General features: G+C 39.7%; 16 protein-coding genes. 12 read left to right on the forward strand and 4 right to left on the reverse strand.

The genetic code is table 11. The features are described from left to right. Positions 1 to 300 precede the first annotated feature (300 nt). A complete protein-coding gene (locus M2369_RS16450; RefSeq protein ID WP_017366847.1) occupies positions 301 to 582 on the forward strand; it encodes a hypothetical protein in 282 nt (93 codons plus the stop codon). 56 nt (positions 583 to 638) lie between these two features. Here M2369_RS16450 and M2369_RS16455 read toward each other — a convergent pair whose 3' ends face one another. Further along, positions 639 to 2,147, reverse strand: a complete 1,509-nt coding sequence (locus M2369_RS16455; RefSeq protein ID WP_259255039.1) for a helix-turn-helix domain-containing protein — start codon at positions 2,145 to 2,147, stop codon at positions 639 to 641. Between the two features lie 700 nt (positions 2,148 to 2,847). Between M2369_RS16455 and M2369_RS16460 the strand changes: the two genes are divergently transcribed. From M2369_RS16460 to M2369_RS16475, 4 genes are all read left to right on the forward strand, one after another. Continuing rightward, on the forward strand, positions 2,848 to 9,000 hold the full coding sequence (locus M2369_RS16460) for a SpaA isopeptide-forming pilin-related protein (protein ID WP_259255040.1): 6,153 nt from the start codon (positions 2,848 to 2,850) through the stop codon (positions 8,998 to 9,000). A 21-nt stretch (positions 9,001 to 9,021) separates the two neighbouring features. Beyond that, positions 9,022 to 9,624: a class D sortase gene (locus tag M2369_RS16465; RefSeq protein ID WP_041506702.1), complete on the forward strand. Its 603-nt coding sequence runs from the start codon at positions 9,022 to 9,024 to the stop codon at positions 9,622 to 9,624. Continuing rightward, positions 9,617 to 9,943, forward strand: coding sequence for a hypothetical protein (locus tag M2369_RS16470; protein ID WP_024720266.1), 327 nt, complete (start codon positions 9,617 to 9,619; stop codon positions 9,941 to 9,943). Before M2369_RS16465 ends, M2369_RS16470 begins: the two co-directional genes overlap by 8 nt. A 315-nt stretch (positions 9,944 to 10,258) precedes the next feature. Beyond that, positions 10,259 to 11,071: a leucine-rich repeat domain-containing protein gene (locus M2369_RS16475; RefSeq protein ID WP_047946535.1), complete on the forward strand. Its 813-nt coding sequence runs from the start codon at positions 10,259 to 10,261 to the stop codon at positions 11,069 to 11,071. A gap of 40 nt (positions 11,072 to 11,111) precedes the next feature. Here the strand turns inward: M2369_RS16475 and M2369_RS16480 are convergent, their stop codons facing one another. The 3 genes from M2369_RS16480 to M2369_RS16490 form a co-directional block, all read right to left on the reverse strand. Continuing rightward, on the reverse strand, positions 11,112 to 11,426 hold the full coding sequence (locus M2369_RS16480; RefSeq protein ID WP_041506583.1) for a DMT family transporter: 315 nt from the start codon (positions 11,424 to 11,426) through the stop codon (positions 11,112 to 11,114). Continuing rightward, positions 11,427 to 11,771, reverse strand: coding sequence for a DMT family transporter (locus M2369_RS16485; protein ID WP_003217798.1), 345 nt, complete (start codon positions 11,769 to 11,771; stop codon positions 11,427 to 11,429). 80 nt (positions 11,772 to 11,851) lie between these two features. After that, positions 11,852 to 12,430, reverse strand: coding sequence for a TetR/AcrR family transcriptional regulator (locus M2369_RS16490; protein ID WP_039167986.1), 579 nt, complete (start codon positions 12,428 to 12,430; stop codon positions 11,852 to 11,854). Between the two features lie 174 nt (positions 12,431 to 12,604). Between M2369_RS16490 and M2369_RS16495 the strand changes: the two genes are divergently transcribed. From M2369_RS16495 to M2369_RS16525, 7 genes are all read left to right on the forward strand, one after another. Further along, the gene (locus tag M2369_RS16495; protein WP_041506582.1) at positions 12,605 to 13,153 is read left to right on the forward strand and encodes a VanZ family protein; all 549 of its coding nucleotides are present in this window, start codon (positions 12,605 to 12,607) and stop codon (positions 13,151 to 13,153) included. Further along, entirely contained in the window at positions 13,150 to 13,614 is a 465-nt protein-coding gene (locus tag M2369_RS16500) for a DUF6884 domain-containing protein (RefSeq protein ID WP_024720270.1), read from the forward strand. Before M2369_RS16495 ends, M2369_RS16500 begins: the two co-directional genes overlap by 4 nt. Before the next feature lie 150 nt (positions 13,615 to 13,764). Next, positions 13,765 to 14,394 (forward strand): rhamnogalacturonan acetylesterase, encoded by a 630-nt coding sequence (locus M2369_RS16505; protein WP_039167979.1) that lies wholly within the window; start codon positions 13,765 to 13,767, stop codon positions 14,392 to 14,394. Between the two features lie 151 nt (positions 14,395 to 14,545). Beyond that, positions 14,546 to 15,586, forward strand: a complete 1,041-nt coding sequence (locus M2369_RS16510; RefSeq protein WP_125590540.1) for an NAD(P)/FAD-dependent oxidoreductase — start codon at positions 14,546 to 14,548, stop codon at positions 15,584 to 15,586. A gap of 75 nt (positions 15,587 to 15,661) precedes the next feature. After that, positions 15,662 to 17,266 (forward strand): helix-turn-helix domain-containing protein, encoded by a 1,605-nt coding sequence (locus M2369_RS16515; protein ID WP_178929590.1) that lies wholly within the window; start codon positions 15,662 to 15,664, stop codon positions 17,264 to 17,266. 111 nt (positions 17,267 to 17,377) lie between these two features. Next, complete coding sequence (locus M2369_RS16520) at positions 17,378 to 18,304, forward strand: ABC transporter substrate-binding protein (protein ID WP_259255060.1); 927 nt, start codon at positions 17,378 to 17,380, stop codon at positions 18,302 to 18,304. 12 nt (positions 18,305 to 18,316) lie between these two features. Next, positions 18,317 to 20,032, forward strand: coding sequence for an ABC transporter ATP-binding protein (locus M2369_RS16525; protein ID WP_041090731.1), 1,716 nt, complete (start codon positions 18,317 to 18,319; stop codon positions 20,030 to 20,032). The last annotated feature ends 48 nt before the right edge of the window (positions 20,033 to 20,080 follow it).

A 20,080-nucleotide genomic window follows, 5' to 3' on the forward strand; every position in this document is an offset into this window, starting at 1 on the left:
GCAGAAAAATGGAATTTTGTAGCAGGAAGTTGTCGTTTCATCACGAAAGAAAACAGGTAAGAATATGATCATAGGTCCATTGTTTGAATTCGTGGTGGAGTCAATGAGATGACATAGGAAACGTTATACATATTGAACATTCGTGACAGTACAGTCGATCTACAGTTCATGTCTAAAAAGTGAGTGATCATGTCTCAAGCCGTATGCGAAAATACGTGTACCGAGATCATATGATGAGTTGGTTCCGTTTGTTTTTAGGTGAGTTTGAAGCCAAGTTAGAAGAAAGTGAGGATATCTACCTTGAGTACATTGGAAGTGTTTCGTCAGTTTTTGGTTGACCATTATCCTGCGTTACAAGATGAGCTTTGGCTGAAAGATGTTGATACCCTTCGAATCTCTCCTATTCTTCATCCTTTTCTGAAAAGCAAGCTGCCAGATGGGATTGAAAAATTCACTTGTGTCCTATTCACGCAGCAAACAGATCAAACCACTGCCCCGCTCAAAGTATACCTTCTATTAGATGAATATGGGCAATCGCTTTACGCCATTGATTTGATGAATGAACAAATCGTGCTTCATTAATACAGAACCAAAAAGCTGCTTGAGAATGTCTCAGCAGCTTTTTTTTATGATGAACATTAGTTTGTCATATCAACCAATCTTCGGTGTAGGTTGTCCAATTCTTTTTTTGTTGGAAAAGAGCTGATCAGCAGCGTAGATCGACTGAATTGAAGAGGAAGCTCAGTATCGGTCACAATCATATCAACCCCAAGTTGATCCATCGTGACATCATTTAACGAATTTTCTGGACTTGTGAAAATGTGAATGAGAGGAGGCACGCTTAATTTAATTAAATCAGCAATAAACAAACTATGATAATAACCTAATGTTGAAGTAACAAAAATGTTCAGCACGTTTCTCCGTTCCATCTCCAAATGAACAAGCCCTCTCCAAGAAGATGTAATGATACGAATCAATTCCCGTTCATTTTTCACAAAAGAAGCAAGGATATCGTCTGTTTTTAACTCTTGGATGATATGACTAATCCTCGAATAGAAGTAGGGAAACTGTTTTTTCACCTCTGATAAATAGCTCGATTTCTTTTTGAAAAGGAATCCATCTCTCACGGTAATTTCATTGGAATACACATAATATTGGAGAAGAACGAGTGTCATCACCTTACGATTTGCTATTTCTTGATGAAAAATCGACTCCAACTGGGTGATAAATGAATGAATGGCATCATAGAGGCGTGGTGTATGCGACTGAAAGAACGTCAATTTTTCTTCGACAGTTTCAATTGATTTAAAGTGTCCAATAGCTGGTTCGATCAATAGCAAAAAGACAAATTCATGATGATCCAGCGTCACATCAAATACGTCTTTGGCCATTCGGCAGATGTGCTCTTCCCATCTTCTAATTTGATCATAGATTCCTTTAGCTGTAGAGGTTTGTTTTTCTTCAGTCATTGAGTATGTATATTTACGGCTGATTGTAAAACCTTTTCGCATTCGGTGAATGGAAACGCCGAGCCACAGGCAGTATTTATCTATCGCCACATCTGGCACATTGACTTCAAGCACCTGAAATAGCTCCTGTAATAAATCAACTGCGTCTTGCTTTGGAATATCATCGAATGGCCAAAGCCGGCTTCCATACACTTCAAACAAAAATTCAACAAAGAATTGACGAATTTCCTTCTCATTCCCATGAAACTGCATACTATCTGGACGTAACTCAATGTCATAGGATGTAAGGATCGAGTTGATTTTATGAATCGTGTTATACAGTGTGGATCTACTGATATTAAGTGTGTCCATCCATTCATAGAAAGATCTGTTTTCTTCGAAAAAAATGCCGTCAATCAATCGGATTTCAATCGTATCTTTTAAAATTTCTTTAATATAGTAGTCCACTCGAATTGTCTCGGTATAACAAATGGAAATGCCTTGTCTTGGCTTTATGTGGATTAACGGCTCTCCATTTTCTGTTTGGAACGATTTCATTTGTTCTAAATCGCTTTGAATCGCACGAACCGAGCCGATATTTTCATTCGATATCTCTTGAAGGCTCCACCACTTATTTTTGGATACAAGCAATTTTAAAATGTTTATCCATCTCTTTGATTTATTATCAATGAGCTCCATCAAACAACTAACTCCTTCCTTTGACTTGCCTCTATATATTATGAAGTTCAGATGAAGAACATTTGAGCTCAAAATAGGCATGAAATGATTGTAATGTTTTGCCTAAATCGTTTTGTCTTCACTTTTGACGATAAAAGAGAAAAAAATTAGACGAAAACAAATGTTATTCGCTGATTCTCCATATTTTTCTTTTAAAAGGTGATAAGTATGCCATGAATCCTATAAAAATGGATCATTTTGTTTATTTTTTTGCTGCTTAAACGGTAAATGTAAGAATAAAAAGCATCGGCTTTTTGATTACCATATGGAAGGGAGTAGAAGGAATGCGATCTATATGATGCTGAACTATCTCACCATACATACCATATGAGTCATGCTTGTTTTATATGAACGTTCTATATGTGAATACATGCTTATATATGCATGTACTAATCATTTGTTGTTCGTTCCAATATAAATAGAAAAATTCACATGTCTTCTTTTCATGTTCCCTCTCACTATTCCCCATTGCTATAGACCCCTATCCAGCTACTATATCTACTACTCATGATGACCTTTCAAACTCATGATTCATCAACTCATTTTATTCATTGGGTCTTAAGGTGAAATTTTTAGAAAAATTTGATCAGAAGCGGAGTGATTGATCAGACAGTATACAAATGATTTTTTAATCGTTGTTGAAAAATAATTGTAGAAAAGGGTGGATGTATTGAAAAGAATATTGTCGGTGGCACTGATGACCATGTTAGTCATACAGTCTATTATATTAGGAATCTTGCCTTTAGCAGGGGCACAAGCTAAAGACATTCAAGAGAATATTTATGGGAATATTGAGTTTGCTGATAGCGAAGGAAACAAGTTATCAAGCATAGAAGATCAGCAAGTTAGAAAGGCCATTGTGCATTGGTCTATTAAAGGAATTGATCTCAAAAAGCAATATCCTTATATTCTCTCTCTTCCTTCAGTCATTCAGGTAGAGAAGGAGCAGAAAGAACTCATTACTGTCGATGACATACCTGTTGGTGAGTATACCGTTTCGAAACAAAATGAAGTGACGGTCACATTCAATGAGGATATTGAGCTTGATCCGAATTTAGAAGGATCTATAGATATTGACGTCACCAGTATAGCTGAGAAAAAAGAGAAAACAAAGCAAAACGAGCGTGAAGAAAATCTTTCAAAAGATAATTCAACCTCATCGGAGAAAGACAAAGCTGCTAACAATCAAGAAACTGTTCAAAAGACACAAAGTGATGAAGATGAGTTACTAAAAAACAAAGTGAACGTGTCTAATCGTGTAGGATTGCAAGGTGTCTCAAAACAAATGACGATCCAAGAAAATCTTCTCACTGATGCGCAATTGATATTTGAAGATCAAGAAGGAAATTCAGTAGAAAGGCCTGATATCAACTCACTGATTTCCATTAACTATAAGTGGGCCATCCCGAATGGTCATAACTATAATGGCGGCGATGAATTCCATTTCAAGGTTCCAGAGGAATTAGTCATTTATGAAAAAATCGATCGTCTCGAGATGAAATTTAATCAATCGACCATCGGTTATTTTTCTGTAGATGAAAGCGGAAGTGCCTCCATCGAGTTCACAGATTTTATTAAACAATATTCAAATATCCAAGGAACACTTCAAGTATGGACACAATTAGATAAAAAAACAGTGATCACTGAAGAAAAAGAAGTGGTGATTACCCCGATTGAAGGCAAAGATACGATATCGATCCCGATTCAATACATTCCAAATGGTCCAAATGTCTCTAAAAAGGGAGAACCCAATCGATCTTACAATGCTGAAACTATTCAATGGACAGTCGATTTTAATATGGACTTAGATGATGTGAAACAAGCGAAACTGTTAGATCCGATTCAAGAAGGTCAAGCGTTAAAAAAAGATTCAATCAAGCTTTATCGTGTAGATACAAAGCTAAATGGTGAAACATCGCTTGGACAGCTGCTTGACGAAAACCACTACACGATCGGCCAAACAGCAGATGGTCAAGATTTCACGATTGAATTTAAAGATGACGTGCATCTCGCTTACCGTTTAATGTATGAAACGGACATTACGAATCAAGATCAGTCTGCGTTTCGTAATAAAGCGTCCCTTGTTTCTGCTGATAAAGTGATTAGTTCAGCAGAAGGAACAGTGAATGTGACAAGAGGCAGTCCTTTAAATAAAAAAGCCGCCCACTACGATCCAGTCACACAAACGATTACTTGGGAAATTCGGTATAACTATAACGAAAAAAAGCTGGCTCAAAAGGATGCTTTGATAGAAGACTTCTTTAACGGTACACAGGCGCTAATATCTGACTCAATTCAAGTCAAAGAAGTCACAATTGATCAGAACGGCAACGAAGCAGGAACAAAAGCATTTGAAAATTACGTGGTTCAACCTCAAAAAAAGGATGAACAAAACGGGTTTACCTTGCAATTCAATCAAGAAATTCAATCGGCTTATCTCATCACATATCAAACAAAAGCAACTGATCGAATTTTCGAAGCTGAAGAGATTATCAATACTGTGACAGCTGGCAAAGAGAGCAAACAAGCGAAGCAAAGAATTGATCAGCAAATCCTAACGAAAAACCACGGAACACCGAATTACAAGAACAAGACCATTCCATGGCATATCACCTTTAACAAAGATCAACAAACCATGAACAACGTGATATTAAAAGATACGTTCACAAACGAAGGATTGACGCTGCAAAAAGATAGTTTAAAAGTGACGACAGGTAATACAGTGCTTGAAGAAGGCACAGATTATCAAATCGTTGAACATGCAAATGGATTTGATATTCAATTTACGAAAGAAATCAAGACAGAACATACCATCACATATACAACGTCTTTTGATTATGAGAAAAGAGCAGATAAAGATCAAAAGAACCTGCGTAACCATGTAAAACTTGAATGGATAAATGAAGATGGCAAGGATTTGACGAAGGAAAATCAATCTGTCTTTACGCCTGACACATACACGCAGTCAAATGGATTCAAGAACGGAACATATGATGCAAAGAAAAAAGAGATCACATGGAATATTGGTGTGAACTATAATTTGAAACATCTAGAAGAGGCAAAAATCGAGGATTTCATTCAAGGAAATCAGCGTTTGCTTAAAGATTCAATTATCGTCTACTCGCTTGATTTACAAGGCGGGGAAAATGGTGCGGAAGAAAAAGAAGTATTAGCGAAAGAACATTATGACATCAAATTCCTTGAAAATGAAAAGGGAGAATCAGGCTTCGAAGTCATTTTCAAACATGCCATTGACTCCCCATACAAAATCACGTATCAAACAAGTGTTGAAGAAATGGATTTAGTACAGAAAACCTACGAAAATAAAGCGACCCTTTATGATGGAAAGACGAAAGAATCAGATGTGAATGCTGTGGTGTCCATTCCAAATGGAGGGAAATACACGAGCAAATCAGGAAATCAACAAGGGAAAGTCATTGATTGGAAACTGAATATCAACTTTGGTCAATCAACAGTCCAAGATGCGACGATTATAGACCATCCGAGCAGTAACCAAGCCATAATAGAAAACTCATTTCATCTGTATTCGACAACAATAGATGAAAAGGGGCAAGTGACCAAAAAGGAAGAACTGGAAAAAGGGAAGGATTATGAACTAGACCTTGAATTCGATCCAGATTCTTTTCAAATCAAATTTAAAGAAGAAATCACGAGACCCTATATTTTAGAATACCAATCTCTCATTTTAGATAAGGTGGGAAGTACACTTCAAAACGAAGTAACGTTTAGAGGTGAAAATGTAAAAGAAATCAAAAAGGAATCCGAAGCCTCAATTGTGGTCAAACGTACCGCTGGCATGGGAGATGGCACAGGAGCGATTGGCGCTTTAACCATTCATAAGGTAGATGCGAGTAGTGGAAAAGCGCTAAAAGGAGCAAGCTTTTCTCTGACAGATGCTGCGAGCGGTATCGTCATTGGAACAAAGACAACAGATGAAGAAGGAGCTCTTCGATTTGATCGTCTTCTGTATGGTGACTATATCGTGACAGAAGAGAAAGCACCTGATGGTTATTTGAAAACGAAGGAACCGATCAATGTCACGATTGATCAGCCTTACGAATCAGGAGATCAAACGAAAACAGGAAATAGCATGACGGTGCAAAACCAAGAAATCCGTCAGCATGTCAAGCTCACGAAAAAAGATAAAGAAACGGGTGCGGCATTAGAAAATGCAGAATTTGAACTGAAAAATGAATCTGGAGATACCGTCCAAACCGATTTGAAAACGGATGAAAAAGGAGAAATCCTTTTCAAACATCTTGAGCCAGGTTCCTATTATTTTGTTGAGACAAACGCACCAAAAGGCTATCAATTAAATCAGCAAAAATGGCCGTTCATCATTAAAGAAAATCAAACAGAAACAACGGTTGTCACCGCAGTAAATGACATCATCAAAGGCTCTGCAGAATTGAGCAAAATAGGTGAAGGCGGAGAGAGACTAGAAGGTGCACAGTTCAAGCTCTTAGATCAAGATGGGCATGAGCTAAATGATGCGCTTGTCACAGGAGAAGATGGCAAGATCACGATCAACGAACTAAGACCGGGTACGTATCAGCTCATCGAAACGAAAGCACCCGATGGTTATGTATTAGATGAAACACCGATCACATTTGAAGTACCACTCGATCCAAAAGAACCAGTCATCATTTCACAAAAGAACCTCTATGAAACAAGTGCATTAGAAGTGTTGAAAGAAGGAGAAGATGGCAAGAAGCTTCAAGGTGTTCGCTTTGAAATCACGGATCAAAATGACAAAGTGGTACGTAAAGATTTGACAACAGATGAAGATGGAAAGCTTTTGGTCGACAACCTCAAACCGGGCAAATATCAGCTTGTGGAGACAGAGAGTATTGATGGTTACCAAAAGAAAAATAAACCTTATCCGTTTACCATCGAAATCGCACAAAAAAAACCGGCAGAGATCAAAGTGATCAATGATCTCAAAACTGGAGCTGTCCAGCTCACGAAGCTTGGTGAAAAGAATGAAGCGCTTGAAGGAGCAGAATTTAAGCTTGTAGATGCAAATGGAAAAGAGATAAAAACAGGTCTCGTCACAGATGAGAACGGGAAGATCATCGTCAACGATCTGAAACCTGGAACCTATCAGTTTGTTGAAACGAAGGCGCCATTCGGTCATGAGCTTGACGAAATACCTGTCACTTTTGCTATGCCATTTAACCCTGAGAAGCTGGTCAGTGTGACAAAAGAAAATAGCCGCACAACTGGCGGAGTGCTGTTACACAAAAAAGGTGAAGATGGGAAATCATTAGAAGGGGTTGTCTTTGATCTATCTGATGCCAAAGGAAAGATAGTGGCAGGAGGAGAAGGGATTACAACCAATCAGGATGGAAAGGTTACCTTCACAGGTCTAAAACCTGGAACCTATCAATTTGTTGAAAGAAAGAGTCTTGAAGGCTATGAATTGAGTACGAAACCACTTGTCTTTGAAGTTGAATTAGGTCAAAAAGAATTGATTCAAGTGGAGGCCATCAATCAGCTCAAGAAAGGTTCTGTAGAACTCACAAAAATAGGGGAAGAACAAGAAAGATTGAAAGGCGCAGAATTTACCCTGTTCAATGACGATGGTAAAGAATTGATGTCAGGTTTAACAACAAATGAAAAAGGCATCATCACTGTCAACGATTTGAAACCAGGCGCTTACCAATTGGTTGAAACGAAGGCTCCTTTTGGACATCAACTTGATGCAGAACCAGTAGACTTCAAGATTGATTTCAATCCAAATCAACTGGTGAAAGTGACAAAAGAAAATATCCGGACGACAAGTGCTGTGAAGCTTGAGAAAAAAGGGGAGGATGGTCAATTGCTCGCTGGCGTGACCTTTGACCTGATTGATGCGCACGGTCAGCGTGTGAAGAAAGACTTAAAGACAGACAAAAACGGTCAACTGACAGTCGATCAACTGAAGCCAGGAACCTACCAATTTGTCGAAACAGCAAGCATTGCCGGCTATGAATTGGATCAGAAACCTGTCTCATTTACGATTCGATTAGGGCAAGACAAACCAGCAAAAGTAGAAATGATCAACAAACTGACGCCGGGAGCAGTGGAACTGACCAAAGTAGATGCTGAAGGACACACGCTGAAAAACGCAGAGTTTGCTCTTCAGAGTAAAGACGGGAAAACGTTGAAGAAATCACTTGTAACGGATCAAAAAGGAAAGCTTCACATCAACGATCTAAAACCGGGAGAATATCAATTCGTTGAAACGAAAGCGCCTCACGGCTATGAATTAGATGATCAGCCGATCCGGTTTACGATTGAGAAAAATCAGCAGAAGCCTCTTCAATTAACAGCGAAGAATCACTTGATTTTAGGAAGTCTGCGTATCATAAAGGTAGACCAGCAGACAGATAGAACCTTAAAAGGTGCAGCCTTTGACATTCGTACAAAAGCTGGGAAAACGATAAAATCTGTGACAACAGGAAAAGACGGAGAAGCCATTGTTAAAGGGCTTAAACCTGGTGATTATACACTCACAGAGACGAAAGCTCCAAATGGTTATGTAGCGTTAAAAAAACCACTCGCTTTTACAATTCAAATGGGCGAAGTGGAGATCAAGACATTGATTGTAAAAAATGCTCCAATGAAGAATGAAGGGGACCACACGAATCCTCCAGCCTCAGATCAAGGGGATCAACATCCGCCTCATGACTCAAACGGTGAATTGCCAAAGACTGGAGAAGAATGGCTACGTTATTTGATGTATGCAGGGATTTTACTAGTAGTGTCTGGAACTGTTCTTCTTGTAGTCAGAAGAAGAACCATTCAGTAAAAGGAAGGAACGAGTGTATTGATGAAAAAAAGAACCTTATTAGGCAGCTTTTTGGTGGTCGCGGGACTAATGCTCATCTCCGTTCCTTTTCTATATGAGTGGCGAACTTCTCAGGAGACAGCAGCCATGGAACAGGCATTGAAAATGATTGAAGAAAATGACAGTGATGCCCTTTCTTCTATTCCACATTTAACAGTGTCAGAAGAAGACCTGCGAGATACGATGGAGCTTGAGATCCCGTCAATTGATTTAAACGAAAAAGTGCTTCCTGTTACAACAAAAGAAAATTTAGGGATTGCACTGACTCAAATCAAATCTCATCAAATGCCAGGTGAAGGAAATTTCACGATTGCAGGCCATAGAGGGTATAGAGGCGACCGGCTTTTCCGGCAGCTGCCAGAGGTGCCTAAAGGAGAAAAAGTCGTCTTACATCATCAAGCAGAAACATACGAATACAAAATTGTCAGCTCAGCTACGATTGAACCGACGGATGTTGATGTACTAAAGGATCGCGGGAAAAATGAACTGACATTGATCACTTGTACCCTTGATGGCCAGAAACGATTTGTCTTAAAAGGAATACGAATCAATGCTTCAAAGGATAAGCAACCGTCGGATGTATAACACCAACATAATAGATGATGGGTATGCTGGAAAAGCAGCGTTCACGACCGACATGTTACACCAACTGTTAGTAGAGCATTATCCCACTTTAAAAAACGAACGTTGGGATGTGGATATAGATACAATTCGGACTTCGCCTATTCTTCATCCTTTATTAAGAAGAAAGATTCCGATAGGTATTGAAAAATTCACATGTGTTTTGTTCACGCAGCAGACAGAGTCCTTTGGAGAGCCTTTGATTGTGTACTTTTTATTGGATGAAAAAGGCGAATCGATTTACGCAATGGATCTCTTGCTAGAGCAGCATGATCCACATTAAACAAGAAATAAAAAAGGAAGGTCTTTGATTAACGGGTGCAGTTTTAAGGTGGGAAAATTGTATTAGTCATATAATGAGGACTCTAATTCGTATATGAATTGGAGTTCTTTTATTTGTTTATATGAAAGAGTACGAGCTATCGTCAAGACCTGTGCAGAATATATGGAGTATAGTGAAAGCGAAGTCGTTGATATGTTGTTGCTCCATATTTTAGATGATAAAGATTTTATAAATCGGAAAGAACAATGTTTTGACTCCAAACTTCTGATAAAATTCATTTAGATATCCATCATTCGTAGGTGTGGAGGTAAAAGAATGCTCAAAGAAGACCCTGATTATATTTTTCGTCATGATGCCCAACCAGAAGTTGTTCATGATTTAGCCGATGTGGATGAAAATGCTACCGAGTTGTTAATCACAGGAAAAACAAAAAATATTGAAAGGTTGAACTCTTTTTCTAACCTCACGACATTGTGGATTTACAAAGTGAGCCAAAAGGAATTCAATACGATCTTGAGCTTAGTTAATCCCAAAATGCTCTATATGCGTGAACTGAGAGTAGAAGATTTATCAATCATCAGTTCTCTTCAAGATGTTGAGGTATTGGCACTTGAATGGAATACGAAGGCACAAAGTTTATGGGATCTATCAAAAAACACTTTTTTAAAATCTTTATCCATAACAGATTTTTCAAAGTTGAATGACATAGCCCCTTTGCAAAAAAACACTGGTTTAGAATGGTTGCAATTGTCAGGCGGGATTTGGAATACATTAAATTTAAATACTCTTCAACCTTTAAGATACCTTAAGAATTTAAAATATCTGTGCTTATCAAATATAAAAGTGAAGGACGAGTCTTTAGAACCAATATCGGCATTAGAGGGACTCAAGGAGCTTGACATTTCAAACCAATTCCCGACAGAAGAATACGCTAGATTATCCGTAACCCTTCCAAATACGAAGTGTGATCGTTTTGCACCATACATCTTTTTATCAAGTCCTATTGTAGATAAAGATGTAATGGTAATTGGAAAGCGGAAACCGAAATTAAATTCAAAAGTCGATGGGACAAAGTTGCAAAAATACGAAGAACAATTTAAAGCGTACCAAGAAAAGTATAAAAATTAACTTAAAAAGCAATGGATAATCTATTCCATTGCTTTTTCTATTACGCAAACAACTTCAGCCCAACGACGCCAATCACAATCAGCAGCAAGCTGAGGATACGAATCATGTTTTTCGGCTCTTTAAATAGAATCATATTAAACAAGACAGAACCCGCTGTTCCAAGTCCAATCCAAACCGTATAGGCAACGGACACTTGAACGGAAGAGAACGAGGCGTACAAAAACAAAAAGGATAAGGCAAATCCGCCGACAAATAAAATGCCTGTCGTGAGTTGCTTTTTCTTACTGAACATATTGAGACCAATGGTTCCACCAATTTCGCAGGCAGAGGCTAACATTACAAAAAACCAGCCCATTTATACCGCTTCTCCTTTCTGCTCATGTGCATCTCCATCAGACACTTTCAATCCAATAATTCCGAGAATTAAAATGCCCATAAATAAAAGCTTTTCTAATGAAAACGAACCGCCGAACAGCGCATAATCCATCAAAGACGTACCAATCGTTCCAACTCCGGCAAACACGGCGTACACAGTCCCAGTCGGCAGCTTCTCGCAAGCTTTCATTAAAAAATAAAAATCAACCGGGATCAGGCAGATAATGATCGCCCACTCCCACACAGCATCAGCTCTATTTAAACCAAACACCCAAAGTAATTCAAATAAACATGTGAGTGCAACATACATCCAGCTTTTTTTCATCGTATTTCCTCCTAAAACTGAAAACTGACGATTCGTCATTTTGAAGCCAAAAAAGAGCGTACAGCAAGTGCTGTACTAAGTTAAGGTGTCTCTATGCCGAGTGCGTAAAGAAGGAATTGCTTGACCTCTTGCTTTTGAATCAGAACCTCTTCTGTATCTGTTTCTGTAAATAAGTACATTTGCTCAGCAGACGATTCAAGTAAACCGATAATGAATTTCGCAGCATATTGACAGTTCAAGTTCGCACGTACTCTTTTGTCCCGCTTAGCTTTTTCTAAAAAAGCAGCGACCCATTTGTAAATCGGCTCATAAATATCTTCCCATTCCTTTAGATGCTCGGTGGCAGCTAAGCCTGAGTAGGTCAGGGCAAGGACATCACGGTATTGTCTTGTAAAAGAGAAAATAAATTCAACTAGCGCATCTGCTTGATCGAGGACATCTGCATGCTGAGTTAATTCCTTTTCGATCGCAGGCACCATCTGTGCGATCAGATGTTCAGCGATGGCAGGCATGACAGACAGCTTTGAAGGAAAATATAAATAAAAAGTTCCTTGCGCTACTCCTGCTGTTTTCACAATATCCGATATGGTCGTCTTTTCAATTCCTTTTTCTTTAAACGCGTCAATGGCAGCAAGCATAATTTTTTCTCGTTTTGACACAGGATCACCGACCTTAAAATGACTGAATGTCAGTCAGTTTAGCGGAAAAATGACGATTTGTCAATATGGGTTTCTCGTCATTGAATAGGAGAATAAGTGATGAATAGATGCGGGCAGGCCTGAATAAGCTGTAAATATGGTCAAGCATGATGTGAGAAAGGGGCAGCTCTCTGTATGACATTCAGTGCGATGTTTTCCATGACTTATTTTCTCTTGCTCGTCCCGCTCTATTTACATATGAGATACAGACAGGCGAAAAAACAAAAACGATTTATCTATTTACGAACTGAAATCGTTCTTGCCTGTCTGTTTATGTATACAAATGTTTTATTATATTTGACGGTCTTTCCTAATCGTTTTTCCGCACCAAAGGATCAGGTGAGTGTCAACCTCATGCCTTTGCAGTCCATTTATCAAAATCTCCATGCCTATCATCATGGCTATCCCAATCTTGTTTTTTTAAATTTGGCAGGGAACATTTTGTTATTTGTGCCACTTGGTTTTTTTCTTTATCAAGCATTCCGAACCTTGCGCTTGCAAAAGGCAATTCTTGCTGGCTTTTTCTTGTCAACAATAATTGAAGTGCTTCAATGGATATTCTCGCAATCTGGTATGATTACAAGAAGCAGCGATATTGATGATATTCTCTTAAATACACTTGGCACAGCGCTAGGTTGTATGTTGTATCGGATGTATCAACGAAGGAAGGAGAAAATCAAGTGAAGCGAGTTTGTATCATTCCATGTGGGGCGAAGAAAATGTGGGACGTCCATCCAGAGGCAGGGAGCCAGCCGGCGAACCTCGTTTATTTAAGTCCGCTGCATCAGCGTACGAAAAGCTATGCCCGAACGTTCTTTTCAGACTACCTAATCATTTCAGCGAAGCATGGATTCTTAAAGGCAGATGATATTATTCATGAAAATTATGATGTGGCTTTTGGTACACCGCATACTGATCAGATAACAAGAGAAGCACTAAGTCAGCAATTTCATGAAAAACATCTCACTGCATATGATGAATTAGTGATACTAGGTGGAAAGAAATATCGAAAGGTAATCGATCCGTTATTACTTCCTCATCAGACAGCGATTTATCCGCTGGCTCCATATAAAGGAATTGGCTATATGCTTCAGGCGTTAAAGCAAGCCGTTGAGACAAAAGTAGAACTTCCGCCGCATATTTAACGTATTCACATCTACCGGTAAGCAGGGTTTTGATCATTCAAAAGAGAATGAATGAAGTAGCGATGCTGATTGTTTCATATCTTTTCAGCAGCCACTTGGATGTCCGCATCGCTTATTAGAGTGGCTATATGAAAAAGGGGGCGTATGAACATGACAACCATCTATTTAGCTGGTGATTCAACCGTTTCATCTTATCCAGATCGTCCTGTTCAAGGAGGATGGGGAGAGTTTTTACATCGCTACACAGCGCAGGGTGTGAGCGTCGACAACCGCGCAATCGGTGGAAGAAGCTCAAAAACATTCATTGAAGAAGGACGGCTTGATAAAATATTGGCTGACATTCAGCCTGGGGACTGGCTGTTTACACAAATGGGGCACAATGATGCTTCAACGGAGAAGCCCGAACGGCATACAGATCCTTTCACAACGTATAAAAGCTATTTGTCTCAATATATTCACGGAGCAAGAGCGAAAGGAGCTACACCGCTTTTATTAACGCCAGTCGGCCGCTTTCATGAAAAAGACGGAGAATATATCAATGATTTCCCTGATTACTGTGCCGCTATGAAAGAACTAGCTGATGAAGAAGAAGTCCTTCTTGTAGATTTAAATACGGCAAGCCTTCAGTTTTATCAAATTTCCGGCATAGAGAAAACGACTTCTTACTTTATGCTGTCAACAGGCATAGAGGATCGCACGCACTTTACAAAAGAAGGAGCAGATGCGATTGCAAGACTTGTTTCGCTGGAATTAAAGGACCTTGGATTAACGATTGTGTGAGATGACAGGACGAGAAAGCGCTCGTCCTGTTCTTTTTTTATAGAAAGCTATTGATTCCCTTCGCTAGAGTAGACTACAATAGATACATATGATAATGAGAATCAATATCACTTATAAATAGATCATTCAATGAAAAAACGGAGGGACTCAAATGACAGATCAGCTTGAATTGTTTGACGTCACCATTATTGGCGGCGGTCCAGCAGGAATGTACACTGCCTTTTATAGTGGGATGCGGGATTTAAAGACGAAGGTACTGGAGTATAACGAAAGCCTTGGCGGGAAAATCCTCCTATATCCTGAAAAAGTCATTTGGGATGTAGGCGGTTTGCCGCCAACAAGAGGTGAACAGCTGATTCAGCAGCTAGAAACGCAGGCGAAAACATTTGAACCAGAGATTGCGTTGAATCAAAAAATCACGCAATTCGAGCGGGATGAGAATGGTTATATCCTGCTGACGGCTGAAAATGGTGATCGTCATTTGACAAAGACCCTCATCTTAGCCATGGGTCACGGAATACCAGTTCAGCGAAAACTTGAAATCGAGCATGCAGACCGTTATGAAGTAACAAATCTTTATTACACCGTACAGGAGCTAAAGACGTTTGCAGGGAAGCGGGTGGTCATCTCTGGAGGCGGAGATTCAGCTGTTGATTGGGCAAATGCCCTCGTTCCAATTGCTGAAAGTGTGACCGTTGTGCATCGTCGTGATATGTTTGGTGGACATGAAAAAAACGTCGCCAACATGAAAGCATCTAGTGCTCGCATTCTCACACCGCATGAACTCACAGAGCTTCATGGTCAAGGTGACAAAATTGAAGCCGTCACCATTCAGCACTTAGAAACAGGCGACATCGAACGAATCGAAACCGATGCTGTCATCGTCAACCATGGCATGAAAGGTGATTTAAGTGTTCTATCAGAATGGGGACTCAAGCAAGGTGAGTGGGGACTCATCGAGGTCAATGAAAAGATGGAAACCAATTTACCTGGTGTCTATGCAGTTGGCGACTTATGCACACATAAAAGTAAAGTGCGTTTAATTGCCGGTACGTTTGTTGATGGAGTCAATGCACTCAATAGCGCAAAGCTATACATCGAACCAGAAGCAGAAAAAGTAGCGTACGTGTCTTCACATAATGAACGCTTTAAAGAGAAAAACAAAGAATTACAAACGGCTGGAGCGCGATAATCACCATTCAGTCAGACATTGAAGTGCTAAAATGGTTTATTTTAGCACTTTTTTATATGGAAGGAGAAAGAGGAAATGACCGCCTATACTCATACAATTCTTCGCATGAAAGAAAGCAGTAAACGATCTCTTTCTGTGAAACAAACGGACTCATGGCAAACATCTTCACTGATGTTCTTGACTACGGACGGTGCGGTAAGACTTGACATGGAAGGAATTCGATATGAGCTAAACGCCAAAGACAGTGTGTTGATCCGCTCAGGAATAGATGTTATGGTTCAATCTTTATCCAGCGAGCAAGTAGTGATCTATACTGTCACATTTGACCAATTCACTCTGGCACAAGATGCACAAAATGAATTGGTCTATAAGGTGAATCACGATAATCTCCCTGATAACGGGGAAGTGGTGAAAGGCTCTGCCGTCCTTTTTTCTTACATCAAACAAATACAGACGAGCCAAATCATACAAGAACAGGCGAAATGGCTGGAAGAAATCATGTTCATTTTCCGCAAACAATCCAAGCCATACAACGAAAAAGTGCATTATTCGATTAACATGATCTTGCAGTATATGGCTGAGCATTATGATCAAAAACTAACAAGAAAAGACTTAGCTCATAAGATGGGGTTTCATGAGAGTTACTTTTCTACCTTTTTCAAACAAAGTATGGGGATGAGTGTGACAGAATACATTGCACAAATTCGAATAGACGAAGCCAAAAAACGTCTTCTGCAAACAGACGATCAAATTCAAATCATAGCACGGCAAGTCGGGTATGCAGACAGTTTATATTTCAGCAGGAAGTTCCGTCAAAAAACAGGGAGAACGCCCAGTCAGTTTCGAATGAACCGAAGACCAGAGCGTATTGCTGCTTTTCAATTTGTCGGGTCATTGGTTGCAATAGGCATTGAGCCTGTTTGTATTGACGAAGAAACCTATCTCCATTCAGATATATTGAAAGAACAACTGGCCGGTTCGCTCGTCATAAATGAACATACGCCTGATGACGTCTTTAAATCACTTCAATTAGATGTCATCATCGTCCCTAACTATTATTATTCAAAACCTGCATTGATCAAGCGGTTGGAGCAAATCGCACCAGTTCTTGTTCTGCCATACGCCGGTCATCATGCTGTACCAGAGGTACTGTCTATAGGACGCCTTTTAGGAAGAGAAAATGAGGCAAACGATTGGGTGAAGCGATTTGAACAGCATAGTCAACAGGCAAGAAACACCCTGTCTTCCTTTAGAGAAAAAGGCGAGACCGTTGCAATCTATGAAATGAGAGGACATGACAAAGTGTATATGTGGTCCTATGAGGCAAGAGGGGCCTTCTATCTTTACGAAACGCTTGGCTTAAAACCTCCAAAAGCCATTTTAGAAGAAGTTCTTCTTCCTAATCAACATACAGTCATTCCTTTAGAGAGACTTGGAGAATACGAGGCGGATCATATGTTTTTTATTGTCTCTGACCAATATGGGTGGTATAAGCAAATGGACAAGCGAATGGAAGAAAGTGATGTTCTTCGTCAATTATCGGCTGTGAAAAATGGTACCTTTTATCCAGTAAAACTGGAGGAGTTTCGATTTGATGAAGGAGAGCGTGCACTTCTTTTGATGGACCGGTTTGTCTCTCTATTGACACAGCCAGCCTATCCAACAATTGTCCATATGTAAGTTGCGAGAATCCTCCATAGACCACTACGGGTGAGGTTGATAGAATACATGAGACTAGTAATTGATAACTATTCTCATTTGTAGTGGCGAAAATGAAGGAGGAATATGGAGATGAAAAAGACGTATTGGATATGTGCTGTCATTCTTCTAATGATATTGACGGCTTGTGGCAATAAAGAACAAGCCAAAACAGCAGAATCAAAGCAAGAAACGAAAACGGTTGAAACAGTGAAAGGAAAGATAGAGATTCCAGCTGAACCTAAACGAATTTTCGTAGATGGATATTTAGGGAGTGTGATTGCACTTGACGTTCAGCCTGTGGGATCGACCACGCAGGATTTAAAGAACGTACACTTAAAGGACAAGATAAAAGGAATAGTGGACATCAGTGACGAGCGTTCAGCTGAAAAAGCACTTAGCTTAAAGCCTGATCTGATTATTACAGCAGTACAGGATGAAAAAGTCTATGATGTGTACAAAAAAATAGCGCCTACCATCGTGTATCCTTACGGTTCTTTCAAAGATGCACATGAAGAATTGACGACGCTGGCAAAAATTTTAAATAAAGAAGAGGAAGGAAAAGCATTCCTCACCGCCTTCGATCAACGAATCGAGGCTGCTAGGAAAAAAGTGAAGTCTGCTTTAAAAGAGAATGAAACGGTCTCGATCATGGGTGCTTTTAAAAATGATGTCTATGTATATGGTAACGGAATTTATCGAGGCGGGCAGGCATTATATCAGCAATTACAGGTAAACCCACCAAAACAGGTCAGAGATACAATTTTAAAAAGTAAGACAGGGTATGAAGTCATTTCGTATGAAACCCTTCCTGAATATGCAGGAGATTACATTTTCATTGATGAAAGCAACGGCGGAACATTTGATAAAAACAATTCTATTTGGAAGAGTCTAGAATCTGTCAAAAAAGAGCAGACCTATCAAATGGATACAGAGTTCTTCTGGCCTTACGATCCGATTGCAGTAGCAAATCAAGCGGAAGAGTTTGCTGATATATTGACAGAAATGTCTGATCGGTAGGAGGTCTGTCAATTGTTAAAGCGTTTCTTCTCATACTACAAACCATATATGGGGCTGTTTATATTAGATTTTTCCTGTGCGGTACTGGCAGCCTTACTCGAATTATCCTTTCCCCTTGCCATCAGTAAAGTGATGGACGATTTGCTGCCAAATGGTGATTGGGATGCCATTTGGTTTTGGGGCATTCTGCTCCTCGTTTTATACGTGATCAGTTCTACGATGCATTATGTCGTGACCTATTTTGGGCACAAATTAGGCATTAATATAGAAACGGATATGAGGAATCAGCTATTTTCTCATGTACAAAGAATGTCCTTTCGCTTCTTTGACAAAAAGAAAACGGGAAAACTCGTGTCCCGTATGACAAATGATTTAATGGATATTGGTGAAATTGCGCATCATGGCCCGGAGGATTTATTTATCGCGATCATGACACTCACGGGTGCCTTTGGCTTGATGCTGTCGATTAATTGGCAGCTGGCAGTTCTCACATTTATTGTCGTTCCATTCTTGATCGGATTATCCGTCTACTTTACGAAAAAAATGTCTGCTGCTTTTGATAAAATGTTCTCGAGTATTGGTCAATTCCATTCACGTGTGGAAAACAATATTAGTGGCATACGGGTTGTGAAAGCATTCGGAAATGAATCACATGAAATGGACCGATTTATTGAACATAACGAGCAATTTAGAAAGACAAAGCTAACCACATATCAAATGATGGCTGTGCATACCGCTGTCAGTCATTTTCTTATTAAGAGTGTGACAGTGTTTGGCCTTGTATGCGGCGCATGGTTTGTGCTGCAAAAAAATATGACGTATGGGGAATTTGTGTCATTTGTACTATTAACAGGCATCTTCTTAGGACCCATTCAACAAATCAATGCAGTCATTGAAATGTATCCAAAAGGTGCAGCGGGCTTTAAACGATTTGCATCACTCATCGATCAATCGCCAGATGAAAAGGATGCGGATGATGCCATTGAAGTTGATCAGTTAAAAGGGGATATCGTTTTTGAGCACGTGTCTTTTCAATATGAATCAGACAAACCGGTTCTTCATGACATCAATCTTGAGGTGAAACAAGGAGAGACCATTGCGGTCGTAGGTCCCTCTGGTGCTGGGAAATCGACGCTTTGCAGTTTGCTGCCACGTTTTTACGAATGGCAGGAGGGTACCATTACAATTGATGGCATAGAGACAAGAAAGATGACACTGCCTTCGCTGCGGAGACAAATTGGTGTCGTCCAGCAAGATATTTATTTATTCCATGGGACCATTCGAGAAAACATTTTATACGGAAAACTCGATGCATCTGATGAAGAAGTGTGGCAGGCAGTGGAGAAAGCCCAACTGAAGGATCTTGTAAATAGCTTGCCAAATGGGCTTGATACGATCATCGGTGAACGCGGAATGATGTTATCTGGCGGACAAAAACAGCGTATCTCCATTGCACGTATTTTCCTTAAAAATCCGCCAATTTTTATTTTAGATGAAGCCACATCTTCTCTGGATACGGAGACAGAATCCTTTATTCAGGGCTCACTTGAAGAACTATCTGAAGGACGAACCACGTTTATTATTGCGCATCGCCTAGCGACCATCCAGCATGCTGACCGGATTGTGGTTTTAACAAAAGAGGGCATCAAGGAGCAAGGCAGGCATGAAGACCTGCTGGAAATGGACGGGATGTACCGGCGTTTGTATGAAACACAATTTAGAATGTAAAAGAGGAAAAGCCGGCATATTGCCGGCTTTTTAGCGTGTGATCATCAT

The sequence above is a fragment of the Bacillus sp. JUb11 genome, assembly GCF_024807925.1.
GTDB classification, from domain to species: domain Bacteria; phylum Bacillota; class Bacilli; order Bacillales; family Bacillaceae; genus Bacillus; species Bacillus altitudinis.